This window comes from Polyangium fumosum, from assembly GCF_005144585.1.
In the GTDB taxonomy this organism is placed as follows: Bacteria; Myxococcota_A; Polyangia; order Polyangiales; family Polyangiaceae; genus Polyangium; species Polyangium fumosum.
This window is the reverse complement of the sequence record NZ_SSMQ01000143.1, coordinates 1-11,963: the sequence shown is the minus strand read 5'-3', so window position 1 is coordinate 11,963 and position 11,963 is coordinate 1. Positions and strand designations below refer to the sequence as shown.

Here is an 11,963-nt window from a genome sequence, read left to right as displayed (position 1 = left end):
TCCCCCCGGCTCCGTCACCATCAGTCGCGGCCTGGAACGCCTAGCTCCCGCAGCAGAGATGCTGCGCGTCCTCAGGGAGAATGGGCTCGTAAGATGAGACCAGTGCTCAGGGCACGGCCTGGACCGAAAGTGGAAGAACTGCGCAATGCGCAGTTCTTCCCACGGGCCGGTGGCAAGACCATGAAGGTGCGTCTCGAACTGGCGACGGCAACGCTGCTGTGTCGGTTGGCACAGTCGCCTGTGGTCTTGCCCCTGGCTGTTCGATGAACTGCGCGGAGCGCAGTTCATCGAGCCCGGGTCCAGGGCTGGTCCCGCAAAGGGGGGCGGACAATGATAAACCATTTCCCCGCATCGACTGCGCTTCGCGCAGTCGATGCCCAGAGGTCCAGGGCTGGCCCTGGTCCGGGTCCCGGGGCGGACAGCCCCGGGTGGGGCCTGGGGCAACGCCCCAGCGAAACGCCCCCCTGAGACCCGCGCTCACTCCGCGGCGCAGGGCATCGCGCGGAAGATACGCACCGTGTTGTTTTTCGTTCCCTTCGCGGCGAACGCGACGCTGCCGTCGGGGAAGGCGCGGAAGGCTTGGTAGCGATTGCCAGGCACGCCGGCGTCGAGCACGGCGCTCACGGCTTCGCCTGTCGTCGCGCTCAACACCTGGACGTGCATCTTTCGATCTCCGTCGAAGGGCGTGAGATCTCCTGTGGCGGTCGACGTCTCCCAGCCGGCGAGGAGGAATGTTTCGCTGTAGTTTGCGAGGTAGGGCGCGCGCGCGTTTTCTCCGGCCTTCCCGGCGATCACGATGTCCTTGTCGGCCTCTCCGCCGTTGAAATGGAGAAGGTGCACCTCGGCGAGACCGTTCGCGAGGGCGGGCTGACCGTTTTGACGGTCGCTCGTCAGGGCCCAGGAGCCGCCGTTCGGGTCGCGGGCCACGTCGCTCAAGTTCGAGTAGGCCAGGTCGACCGGCTTGATCGTCGAGACCGCGGGGGCATAGGCGATGCGGTTGTTGTTGTCGGTCTTGCAGATGCTCACGTATTTCTTTGCGACCGGATCCCAGGTGATGCGCTCGTAGCCGCTATGGCTACAACCCCAGTCGAACCCGCCTGAGAGCACCTCGCCGGTCGGGGACACGACCTTCATGCGGTCGCCTTGGTGGATGTTGATGCAGCCGCCTTGGGAGACGCTGATGGCTGCGCCGAAATAACCGGCGAAGTTCGTCCCGTCGGAGGCGATGCGGCCGTGGTGCGCGTACCACCAGATCATGAAGACGTCGGGACCGGTTTTGCCGGTCGAATACGGGGGGAGGGCTGCGCTCGAGCTCGTGAGCTTCGTCGCCCAGGATTCGTTCTTGCCGTCGAAGCGCACCATGTACATGTCGTGACAGGCGACGGGGGGATTGGGCGGGTTGCCGCAGAGGTTTGTCGGGTTGCCGCAGTTGAGCGTCCCGCCGCCTTGGGCGTCGCGCGTGAGGAGGAGGACGCCGCCGTTGTCGTCGGCGTGGAGGTCGGCGAAATCGTGGGCGTCGATATCGACGAGATCGCCGACGAGTTTGTCGCCCACGTCGAGCTCGGCGACGTGGACTTTGTCGTCGGCGCCCATGAAGGCGAGGCGGGAGCCGCCGGAGGGCTTTGGCGAGATGGCGAGGGGGCGGAGATTGACCTCGTCTTCGTTCTGCTCGACGGTGATGGGGAGCTCGACCTCGGTGACCGTCAGCGTCGGAGTGCTGCACTGGCCTTGCATGGGGTTTCCAGTCATGCCACCGTTACCGCCGGATCCAGACGAACTGCCTGCGCCCGCGCCTGAGTTGCTCGCGCTTCCTGCGCCCGCGCCGTTTCCGCCGCTGCCGCCGTTCCCGCCGCTGGGATCTCCGGAGTTGTTTTCGCCGCTGCAGGCGACGATGAGCACGAGGGGCAAGGCGAAGCGCAGACCTGCGCCTGTGAGGGGACGTGCGTGGGGAAAAAGGTTCCTATGCATAGAGGGGGGTGTCACTTTCGGGGTTCAGAAAGACGAGGATTCGAAGGCGCGAAGAATGCAGAAGCGCGCCCCACGAAAAGACTCTACCACCACACGCACAGAGGGGAAGAGAGACGCCTTGTGGCGCATGAAGGAGAATGCGCCCCGTGGCACGGGAAAGATTGACTCCTCCTGGAAGGTACGAAACGCAGAACCATGCAGGTGGTGCGCGCCCGATCGCGCGTCGCCATTAACACCGAGGTGCGAACATGACGACGAACCGAGATGCTGGGTTTCTGTGGTTGTTCAAAGACAAGGCGAATTTTCGCACCCTTCCATCGGAGGATACGTTCGAGGGCTACATGAAGGCGGTCCTCATCTGTGCCAATGGGGATGGAAAATTGGCGCCCGAAGAGAGAGACTGGGCGGTCGGTCATGCGGCCGCTTTTGGTGCAGCCGACGCGCTCGTGGACGAGCTCAAGTCCTACAAGGCGGACGAGGATATCGAGAAGATCATCTCTGCGACGCCGGCGTCGAGCGCTTCACGGCGTTTTCTCGTCTACGACGCGATTCGAGCTTGCACCGCCGATGGACAATACTCGGACCTGGAGCGGGCCACCGTGACCCGCATGGCATTGAAGCTCGGGATCGCTGAAGATCTGGTCCGGCAGATCGAAAACGTCTGCCTCGAAGAAGCCCGGCTGCGGGAGAAGCGACTGAAGCTGATGTACCCGGAGGGCGCGCCTCTGTAAGCGGACGGCCCCCCGCCTCCGCTCGCTCCGCCCTCTCTCCTCCGCTCCCGCCCCCGCTCCCGCGCCGCGACGAGGCTTTCTCCCAGCCCCGCGGGAGCGGGGGCGCGTTGCGCCCGATGTCGCGGCCCAAGGCTACTCGCAGCCGCAGCCGCAGGCATTGTGGAAGGACGTCTGCGGCGGGTCGCAGCGATACTTGATGAGCATGCACTTGTTCCTGTCCCCGAGGTATCTGCGGTGCGGCTCTTTGGCTGGGTCGCACTCGCTGGTCGCGGGGGGCAGCGGGTCTGCTGTACCTGTGGGCGGGGCCTGTTGATCCCCGGCCGTCGAGGTGGGCTGCGTGGCGGCCGTCGGGGTGGGCTCAGGCTCAGGCGTCCGGGTGGGCTGCGGGTCCGACGAGGGTTGCGCGGGCGCCTGGTCACCGGGCGCTTGCGCCTGCCCGCCGCAAGCGCCGGCCGCCGACAAGGCGAGGAGCACGAAGACGGCGTACACGGGCGAACGTCGGCAAGGGGAGGGCGAGCTTTTCTTCATCGAAACCTCGATCTAGCACGCGCGCGTCAGGGCGCGCCGATCGCCGAGCGGATTGTGGTTGTCCGGCCCGCTCCCCGCCAAGACCGTCTCCACGCCCTCGCAACGCCCCCGGATCCGCTGCGCGTCGGGTTCCCTTTTGTCGGAACGCCCCCCGCGTCCGTCCCCACGTCGATTCCTCTTTCCGGAACGCGCGTCGATCCACCTCTCGCGTCGTTTCCCCTTTCTCGGAGCGCCCCCCGCCGCGCCTCCGAGGGGCTTCCCCTTTTTCGCAACGCCGATCGACGCCGCATTCGTGCCCCCTCCCGAAATGTGCAAAGCACCGGGATCTGGTTCTGGGCACGTTCCCATCCCCCGGACACGCGCTTTCCTGCACCCCGTCGCTCGTTCCGACCATCGGGAACGAGCGTTTCGGCGTTTCCGGGGAGGCTCCCGACGTTTTCGTGCTTTGGGGTTTCCTCGCGGGGATGATTGATCCGCGGCGCACGTCCAAACACGCGAACCCGTGACCACCCTCCGCACTTCGCGAGGGGTAGGGAAGAGAGGATCCATGCGACACCTTCGTGAGTCCGATGGGAGCTCCGTGCATCGCCGCCACATCCATTTTCATGGCACGACGTGCAAGGACGTGAGCCCGCTCCACGACATCCTGCACGCCGAGGCGAGCGCCGTGTACACGAAGCTGCGAGACAGCCAGCGCGCCCGCGAAGACGCCGAGGATGCGGCCACCGCCGCGTCCGCCGGGGTCCTGCGCACGGAGGTGATGGTCGAAAACGCGGTCCGGGAGATCGACGCCTCCGCCAAGAAGCTCGACCGCAAGGAGCCCGCCCTCGCGGCGCAACGCACGATCTTCCCGGCGGGCATGACGCCGGTGATCAAGCCCGACGGCCAGGCGCAGCTCGACGTCTTGCCCGCCGTGCGCATCCGGATGGCGCCGTTCGCAGACAAGGGCGACATGGGCGACGCCCTCGCCAGCCTCGATTACGCGGAGATGCTCCACGACGCCGCCCTCCAGGCCGTGAACCTGGCCGTGGGCGAGGTCGCTCGACGTTTCGCCGAGGAGCGCGAGGCGCGCCGGGCTGTCCGCGAGCAACTCGCGAGCGCCCACGGCCGTCTGCGCGACCATTACAAGGCAAAGCCGTCCGCCGCCGAGGCGTTTTTCCTGCGCGAGAAGACCGCCGCATCGTTGAAGACCAAGCAACCCTCGGCCCGCGCCAAGCAGCCCAAGGCCCCCGGCTCCCCCACGTAACCCGCCCGATGCGCGCGGCCGGCCAAATCCTGCGGCGGTCGCTGTCCCCTGCGGTACAGTGACCGCCATGCGCCGCGCATTCGCCCCCGCCTCCGCGCTCGTCCTCCTCGGCTGCACGACCGGCGCGCCGCCACAGCCCACCGCGCCTGACCACACGTCCGCGCCTTCCCCCACGATCGCCGCCCCGGCGCCCACCGCCAAGGCCGCCCCGGTCGTGCTGTCCGCAGAGGATTCGACGTTCGTCGAGGTCCGCACCGGGTACGGCACCTTTTGCGCCCGCACCGAGCGTGGCTTTCTCCATTGCTGGGGCCACCTGGTCCTGCCCGGCGAGATGGCCAAACGCACGCACCTCCGCCCCACGCTCATGTGGGGCTTCACCAACCTAAAAGGCTTCACCATCCTCCAGGAGGGCCAGATCGTCGGCTGGGACGCGGCCGGCAAGGTGATTCGCCTGGCGCAAGAGGGGCCGGGAAAACCCTTCTACCTCTCGCAGGGCTTCCTTTCGGTGCAGCCCACGCCCGAGGAGATCGCAAAGTTCTCCTTGGGTGTGCCGTCCAAGGTGACCTCGCGCATCGTCGCCGGCAGCCGCGATTGCTTGCTCTCCGACAAGGGCGAGGTCTTTTGTCAGATCGGCGGTAGCTTCACGGGTTCGCCGTTCTTGCGGGTGCCGGCTCCGCCCATTCGCGCCCTCGCCGAGACCCCCTGCGGTGTGGGCGTGGACGGCGGGGCGTATTGCTGGAACCTCCAGAGAAGCGAGACGCCGATCCTCGACAAGCCCGTCCCCGGTTACGGCGTGACGCCCGTGCCCCTGAAAGGGCCCGTGGAAGAAGCGTTCGTCGTCCGCGCCCTGCCGGGCAAGCCGCAGGCCTGCGCGCGGCGCCCCGACGGGACCATCTTCTGCGACGATCCGCTCGTCGACCCGAAGCTCCAGCAGCTCACCGAGGGCAAGCGGGTGACGCGGCTCTTCTCCGTCGCGCCGCAGAGCCTATGCGTGAGCCGCGAGGACGGCGTGTCGCGTTGTGCCTGCGACTTCGGGCGGCCCTGCGAAGACATGAAGGCCACGTTCGACGTGCTCCCGTCGGTCGATACGTCGCTCGGGGTGGCCGTGGCCTTTGAAAACATCTGCGCGCTCGGGAAGGATCATCACGTGCGGTGCTTCGGCAAGCGGCTGGGGGGCCAGCTCGGCGACGGCCAGGACGTCGAGCTCGAACGGGCCACAAAGGCCCCCGGGATCACGGGCGCGAGCGAGATCAGCAGCGACAACGGCGTCGTCTGCGCGCGGTTCGGGACGACCCGCGTCTCCTGCTGGGGCGCAATCGCCGGCGTCGAGCACGTGCCCCGGCACGATCTCGTGCTGCCCGAGCCGGCCGTCGACGCAATCAAAGGCGGCGTGGGGCTCTGCGTGCGCGGCGCAAAGTCAGGTCGCTGGTACTGCCGGAACAAGGCATTTTTCCCGGGAAACCTGAAGGACGATTTCACCCTGCTCGTCGACACCAGCGGCACCGCGATCAAGGACGTCACCTTGTCCATCGACAACGGGAGCGGCATCGCAGTTGCCAAGCGCAGCGGCGGCGCAGGCTTCTTCCATTACGCAGGAAATCCAAAACCCCTCCGCGTACAATGGACCGACCCGAAGGAGGGGCTGGCGAGCGCCACATACGTCGACCTCAGCGGCAACGCCATCCTCGCCGACGGGACAGTCCTCCTCCAGTCGGACACGATCGGCGACAACGCACGGGTCCCCGGGAAATTCCGCGCCGTGCTGCGCTCAGCCCATTGCGCCGTCGACGAAGGCGCACGCCTGCTCTGCATGGGCGCACCCGAGGGGCCCAAGGTCGTCCTGACCGACGTCGCCGACGTCAACGGCGATTGCGTGAGCACCACCCGAGGCGAAGTTCATTGCTTCGACCGCATGCCAAAGAAAAAAGGCGAGATCGCCTCCTTCCGGCGCATCGAGGGGTTGCCCGATGGCGCCATCGTACAGCTCGCAGGCGACTGCGGCCGCACACGGGAAGGAGAAATGTACTGCTGGGGGCTCGTCTTCGATCTTGGCGACCGCGATCCCATGCAGCGCACGCCCGTGGAGATCGCCAAGTCCGAAAGCTCGTTTCATCACCAGGGGTGGTGATGTTTGGCTGGGGGCGTTGCGCTGGGGCGTTGCCCCAGGCCCCACCCGGGGCTATCCGCCCCGGGACCCGGACCAGGGCCAGCCCTGGACCTCTGGGCATCGACTGCGCGAAGCGCAGTCGATGCGGGGAAATGGTTTTAACTGTCCGCCCCCCCTTTGCAGGGCCAGCCCTGGACCGCTGGGCATCGACTGCGCGAAGCGCAGTCGATGCGGGGAAATGGTTTCAACCTGTCCGCCCCCCTTTGCAGGGCCAGCCCTGGACCTTGGGTCGATGAACTGCGCGGTGCGCAGTTCATCGAACAGCCGGGGTCAAGACCACAGGCGACCCTGCCAACCGACACGGCAGCGTTGCCGTCGCCCATTCAAGACGCACCTCCCTGGTCTTCCCCCTTCGGTCCAGGCCGTGCCTGGTCCGGGTCGAGGGGCGGACAGCCCCCGCGGGGTCCGGGGCAGCGCCCCGGCGCGGCGCCCCCGGACGCGTGTCAAGGGACCCAACTGTACCAATCGGTCACGAGCTGGGCGACGGTGAGGTTGCTCAGCCATAACGCTCTCGATTCGACAGCGTAGTTTCTCATGCGGATTCCATCCTTGTTCACGACTTTTTTGTTGTAGATGCCGCTGTAGAGCACTGCGCTGTGGTCCATCATCGAGAACAGCGAGTGGCACCATGCGTAGATGACGACACCGCTGGCGAGCGCTTGCTTCGTGTTGGCCTGCAAAATCGCCGTGGTCGCCGTCTGGGGGTTCGATCCGACGTCGACCACCGTCACCGCGTTGCCGAACTTGGCCGCCGCCTTCACGTCGTTTTGATAGAAGATCTTGTCGAGGACGTATTGGGAACTCAAGAACCCCTTGCTCTCCGAGACGGCCTGTCCGGCCTGTGTGCCGTGCCGCCCCGAGAACACCGTGAATCTCGTTTGTCCCTGGCTTTGAAGGTACGTGACCAGGGTCGGCCAGGAGGAATCGGACGTTTGGGTCACGGACATGTAAAGGTTCCCCACCTTCACCCACGGGCACGTCGTCCACGGATCGGCCACGTTGTTCTTGATATGGTTCTCCATGAGGGCGAGAGGGGCTCGCTGGTCATTCTTGGGGATGATCTCGAACATGGTGCCTCCTGGACGCGTGAACCGGCGCTGCACGGGCAGGATAAGGCACAACGACCCTGCCCGATAGCATGATCGAGCGCTCCAGCGCGAGTCGGGGGCTTCCCGCGCTAGCTGCGTGCCTCCGCGTCGGTGACGCGGACTTGGCCGCCTTCGATGCGCCAGACGACGCTCGTTGCGCGGCGGGCGAAGGAGGCGTCGTGGCTGACCATCACGATGGCGCCGGGATACCCTTCCAGGGCTCGTTCGAGGCGTTCCAGGGAGGGCAGGTCGAGGTGGTTTTCGGGCTCGTCGAGGAGGAGGGCGGCGGCTCTTCGGCCGAGGCCGAGGGCGATGGCGAGCTTGCGGGATTCGCCGGGGGAGGGCTCGGCGGAGGCCAGGATTTGCTCGGGGTCCGTGCCCAAGGCGGCGACGAGGGAGAGGGTGCGCCCGCGGGCTTCGGGGCTCTGGGCGCGGACGTCGGCGAGCAGGGCGCGCCGGGCGTCGGCGGGGAGGTCCTGCGGCAGATAGAGGACCTGGTCTCGGGGGATACGCCCGGCGGCGGCGAGGGCGCCGAGCAATGTGCTTTTGCCTGCGCCGTTGCGGCCTTCGATGCGAATGCGGCCGTCGCGTGGGACGGAGAGGCGCACGTCGTGGAGCAGCTCGGCTTCGCCTGCGCGTAGGACGGGGAGATCGAGGAGGAAGGGCCAGGGTTGCGTGGGGCGCTCCCAGCCGACGTAGATTTCGCTGCCGTGCTCCTTCTCGACGTGGTGGCGGGCGAGCTCGGCGCTTGCCCGCGTGAGCTCGGCGCGTGCCACGCCGACGTGGCGCCCGGCTCGTTTTTCAGCGGATTCGATCGCGATTTTGCGGAGCATGCCCCGGCCGTCGTGATCGTTTTTGTTTTTCATCTGGCTCTTCATGCTTCGCGATGCGTCGACCATCGCGTGCTCGCGCCGCGCTTGATCGAGCTTGCGCGCCGCGCGCTTCTCCTCGCCTTTGGCGGCTTCGCGCTCGTCGCGGGCGTGGGCGGATTCGGCTTCCCAGGCGGCGCGCGCGTCGGCATAACGGCCGCGGTAGACGTGCACGTGGCCTTGATGAATGCGCAGCGTCGTCGTGGTGAGCGCGTCGAGCAGGGTCCGATCGTGGGAGACCAAGAGCCCGACGCCGTCGAAGCGACGGAGGGCGCCGACGAGGAGGCGCCGCGCTTCGACGTCGAGGTGGTTTGCGGGCTCGTCGAGCAGCAGGATGTCGGGCGCTTCGAAGAGCGCGGCGCCTATCTGCCAGCGCTTGCGCTCGCCAGGCGAGAGCGTGGGCCAGCGATCGAGGTCCTCGACGACGAGATCGAGCCTGCCGCGGAGCGCGACGGCCTCTCCGTCGAGATCCTCGGCGAAGCGGAGGATGGCGTCGGAGAGGGAATCGACGGTCTGCGGGCAGAGCACCACGCGTGCTTCGGCGGGATCACGCCGCACGTGGCCGCGCTCGGGCCGCAAATCGCCCGCGAGCAGGCGGAGCAGCGTGGTCTTGCCGGCGCCATTTTCGCCGACGATCCCGGCCCAGCCGGGACCGAGGTGCAGCTCGACGTCTTCGAGCAGCGACGTGGCATCCCCATGGGAAAACGCCATGCGAAGCGCATGAAGCGATAACATATTCTGTTCTCCTGAATCGGTGGCCAGCGCGTTCCCCGCGGTTCGTCTCGTCGGGGTGGGGCGCCGGTCGTCACGGCACGTTTATGAACGGCGGGATTCAGGAAAACAGGCGCAAGGGCGGAATCCTCCGAAGGGGGCGAGCAAGATAGCAGCCTCGTTCATGCTCGCAAGAAAGAATTTCCAGCGGTAACCTCGCGCTCGTCCGTTCGGGCGGATGTGTTTCTGCTTCAACGAGGAGAAAATATGCTTTTACGACAGGCGGCCCTGACCCTCATCTTCACCTCGTCGCTCCTTCTAGGCGGCGCCGCGATCGGCTGCGGCGGCGGCAGCGGCGACACAAGCGGCAGCGCGGCCGGCGGCCAGGGCGCCGGCACTTCTTCCTCTCCGACCGGCTCGGGAGGGCAGGGCGGTCTCGGCGGCATGGGCGGCCAGGGCGGCGACGGCGGCATCGTGTTCGCCGGCTCCGGCGGCTCGGGCGGCGGCGGGGGCGCGGGCGGCAACTGCACGCCGGAGCTCGTCGGTGTCGTGCGCGATTTCAAGGGGTATCCGAATGGTCACCCCGATTTCGAGCATTTCGGCGGCGCTGGCCTGAAGGGCATCGTGAAGTTCGATCTCGGCCCCGACAAGAAGCCCGTCTACGCGCCCGACGGTCCCACCGCGCACACGACCGGCGCCGCAGAGTTCGACCAGTGGTACCGCGACGTCGAGGGCGTGAACATGTCGATGCCGTACAAGGTGACGCTGATCGAGGACCCGGCGACCGGGATCGCCACGTTCGAGAGCACCGCGTTTTTCCCGATCGACAATCAGCTCTTCGGCAACGAGGGCTTCGATCACAACTACGGGTTCACGTACGAGCTCCACATGACGTTCAAGTACAAGGGCGGCGAGACGTTCGCGTTCAGCGGCGACGACGACCTCTGGGTCTTCGTGAACAACCGCCTCGCGATCGATCTCGGCGGCCTGCACGAGCCGCAAACCGATACGCTGAACCTCGACGCGAAGGCCGCCGAGCTCGGGATCGTGCCCGGCGGCGACTATGCGCTCGACTTCTTCCACGCCGAGCGGCACAGCACAGGGTCGAACTTCAAGGTGCAATCGACCCTGAGCTTCACGAACTGCGATCCGATCATCATTCCGAAGTAGGCGCGCGCTCGGCGCGCTCGGCGTCGAACCAGGCGAGGGCATCCGCGTCGCGCTCGAAAAACTCCATCCGGAACGTCCAGCCGCGATAAAAAAGCCCGAGGGCCTTGACGAACATCCCCATGAGCACGCGCATGTGGAAGTTCGCGCCGAGGACGGCAAATCCCGCAACACGTTGCGCCCGCGGATCCGTCGCCGCGCTCTTGCGCGCGGCCGCCGTCATCGTCTGGAGGCGCGACATGTCGGCGATCACGAAATGACGGACGCGCGCCGGGAGGATTTCGTCCGTCCACGTGTAGAGCGTCTCGATGTCCTCCGCCGTCATCGTGCCACTCCAGAAGACGCGGACGACGTCGGGGGGATAAAGCCGCGCATGATGGGGGCCAAAGACGAGGGTACAACCTCGTTCGTCATCGGTCATGATTCGGGCTCCGGGTGGGCATACGTGCCCGCATCCTCGCACATCCGCGCCCCCGAGGACGAGGGCTACGGCGCGAACTTCGCGAGGAGCTCCGGCTTTTCACGGAGAATCGTGGGGAGCTGCTGCGCAACGACGCCGCCCATGGCCTGGAGGAGTGGTGCGCTGCCCTCCCAGGCGATCGGGCCAAAGGGCGGCTGGGGCTCATATTCGAGGATGAGCTGGGCCGTCTTCGCAGCCGATTCGTTCGTGAGGCGGGCAGCAAGCGCGAGCGCCATGTCGATGCCCGCCGAGACACCCGCCGCGGTGATCACGTTGCCATCCTCGACCCAGCGCCCCTTGACAGGCGTCGCCCCGAAGCGCGCGAGGTGCGGCAAGAACGACCAATGCGTCGTGGCCTTTTTGCCTTCGAGCAAGCCAAGCGCCGCGAGGACGAGCGAGCCGGTGCACACGGAGCCGACGAAGGAGGCCGTCGAAGCAGCTCGCTTCAGCCAGCCCATGAGGCGATCGCTGGCCATCGCGTGAAAGGGCCCGAGCAGGCCCCCCGGGACGATGATGCCGTAGGGCTCGGGCACCTCGTCGAACGTACGCGCCGGGACGATCCGAAAAGGCAGGTCCGTCGCGACAGGCTCGATGCGCTCGCCCACGGTGACGGTGCGGAGATCCGACAACCCTTCGAGCGCCTGGAGCACCTGCAAGGGCCCAACGAGGTCGAGGGGCGTAATCTCAGGAAAGACGACAAAAGCGATGGTCCGTTCAGGCATGGGGGCATCCTCCAGGGGGCCGCGGGCGCCCCCATCCGTGGGCGTTGACGCGTAGCACGGCGTCGCCCGCGCTCGTTGCGGTCGTCGCGCCGCGTTCGTGCCGCGCATGAGGCGCGGAGCTGGGGCTTTGCCCCAGGCCCCACCAGGGGTTGTCCACCCCTGGACCCGGACCAGGCACGGCCCTGAGCATTGGTTCCATCTCCGATCGGTACATTCCCCCCCTCTGACGACATTTAGCGAGGGAGATGTTGGATGCAGAGGTGGCCTCGTCGGCGGAAGCGTGGGCACAGGAGGAGTTCGGGCATG

General features: G+C 66.9%; 10 protein-coding genes. 4 read left to right on the top strand and 6 right to left on the bottom strand.

Annotation, left to right across the window (positions count from 1 at the left end; genetic code table 11):
- Positions 1–477: 477 nt before the first annotated feature.
- A complete protein-coding gene (locus tag E8A74_RS50750) occupies positions 478–1,899 on the bottom strand; it encodes a hypothetical protein (protein ID WP_232380111.1) in 1,422 nt (473 codons plus the stop codon).
- Between the two features lie 317 nt (positions 1,900–2,216).
- On the opposite strand from E8A74_RS50750, the gene E8A74_RS50745 reads away from it, so the two are divergent.
- On the top strand, positions 2,217–2,699 hold the full coding sequence (locus tag E8A74_RS50745) for a tellurite resistance TerB family protein (RefSeq protein ID WP_136936428.1): 483 nt from the start codon (positions 2,217–2,219) through the stop codon (positions 2,697–2,699).
- Positions 2,700–2,831: 132 nt separating this feature from the next.
- On the opposite strand, the gene E8A74_RS50740 is transcribed toward E8A74_RS50745, so the two are convergent.
- Positions 2,832–3,227, bottom strand: a complete 396-nt coding sequence (locus E8A74_RS50740) for a hypothetical protein (protein WP_136936427.1) — start codon at positions 3,225–3,227, stop codon at positions 2,832–2,834.
- Between the two features lie 547 nt (positions 3,228–3,774).
- Here E8A74_RS50740 and E8A74_RS50735 point away from each other — a divergent pair.
- Positions 3,775–4,473, top strand: coding sequence for a hypothetical protein (locus E8A74_RS50735; protein ID WP_136936426.1), 699 nt, complete (start codon positions 3,775–3,777; stop codon positions 4,471–4,473).
- 67 nt (positions 4,474–4,540) lie between these two features.
- A complete protein-coding gene (locus E8A74_RS50730) occupies positions 4,541–6,601 on the top strand; it encodes an RCC1 domain-containing protein (protein WP_136936425.1) in 2,061 nt (686 codons plus the stop codon).
- A gap of 482 nt (positions 6,602–7,083) precedes the next feature.
- Here E8A74_RS50730 and E8A74_RS50725 read toward each other — a convergent pair whose 3' ends face one another.
- Both E8A74_RS50725 and E8A74_RS50720 read right to left on the bottom strand, forming a co-directional pair.
- Positions 7,084–7,710, bottom strand: coding sequence for a hypothetical protein (locus E8A74_RS50725; protein WP_136936424.1), 627 nt, complete (start codon positions 7,708–7,710; stop codon positions 7,084–7,086).
- A 107-nt stretch (positions 7,711–7,817) separates the two neighbouring features.
- Entirely contained in the window at positions 7,818–9,332 is a 1,515-nt protein-coding gene (locus E8A74_RS50720; protein WP_136936423.1) for an ATP-binding cassette domain-containing protein, read from the bottom strand.
- 243 nt (positions 9,333–9,575) lie between these two features.
- On the opposite strand from E8A74_RS50720, the gene E8A74_RS55810 reads away from it, so the two are divergent.
- Entirely contained in the window at positions 9,576–10,478 is a 903-nt protein-coding gene (locus tag E8A74_RS55810; RefSeq protein ID WP_136936422.1) for a fibro-slime domain-containing protein, read from the top strand.
- Here the strand turns inward: E8A74_RS55810 and E8A74_RS50710 are convergent.
- Together E8A74_RS50710 and E8A74_RS50705 are read right to left on the bottom strand one after the other, a co-directional pair.
- On the bottom strand, positions 10,465–10,896 hold the full coding sequence (locus tag E8A74_RS50710) for an STAS/SEC14 domain-containing protein (protein ID WP_136936421.1): 432 nt from the start codon (positions 10,894–10,896) through the stop codon (positions 10,465–10,467). The genes E8A74_RS55810 and E8A74_RS50710 overlap by 14 nt on opposite strands.
- A gap of 65 nt (positions 10,897–10,961) precedes the next feature.
- A complete protein-coding gene (locus tag E8A74_RS50705; protein WP_136936420.1) occupies positions 10,962–11,657 on the bottom strand; it encodes a DJ-1/PfpI family protein in 696 nt (231 codons plus the stop codon).
- Positions 11,658–11,963 lie beyond the last annotated feature (306 nt).

Bases quoted from the DNA above. Each gene is read 5' to 3' on its own strand.
- E8A74_RS50725 (WP_136936424.1), bottom strand. From the start codon at position 7,710: ATGTTCGAGATCATCCCCAAGAATGACCAGCGAGCCCCTCTCGCCCTC.
- E8A74_RS50740 (WP_136936427.1), bottom strand. From the start codon at position 3,227: ATGAAGAAAAGCTCGCCCTCCCCTTGCCGACGTTCGCCCGTGTACGCC.
- E8A74_RS50720 (WP_136936423.1), bottom strand. From the start codon at position 9,332: ATGTTATCGCTTCATGCGCTTCGCATGGCGTTTTCCCATGGGGATGCC.
- E8A74_RS50705 (WP_136936420.1), bottom strand. From the start codon at position 11,657: ATGCCTGAACGGACCATCGCTTTTGTCGTCTTTCCTGAGATTACGCCC.
- E8A74_RS50735 (WP_136936426.1), top strand. From the start codon at position 3,775: ATGCGACACCTTCGTGAGTCCGATGGGAGCTCCGTGCATCGCCGCCAC.
- E8A74_RS50730 (WP_136936425.1), top strand. From the start codon at position 4,541: ATGCGCCGCGCATTCGCCCCCGCCTCCGCGCTCGTCCTCCTCGGCTGC.
- E8A74_RS50745 (WP_136936428.1), top strand. From the start codon at position 2,217: ATGACGACGAACCGAGATGCTGGGTTTCTGTGGTTGTTCAAAGACAAG.
- E8A74_RS50710 (WP_136936421.1), bottom strand. From the start codon at position 10,896: ATGACCGATGACGAACGAGGTTGTACCCTCGTCTTTGGCCCCCATCAT.
- E8A74_RS55810 (WP_136936422.1), top strand. From the start codon at position 9,576: ATGCTTTTACGACAGGCGGCCCTGACCCTCATCTTCACCTCGTCGCTC.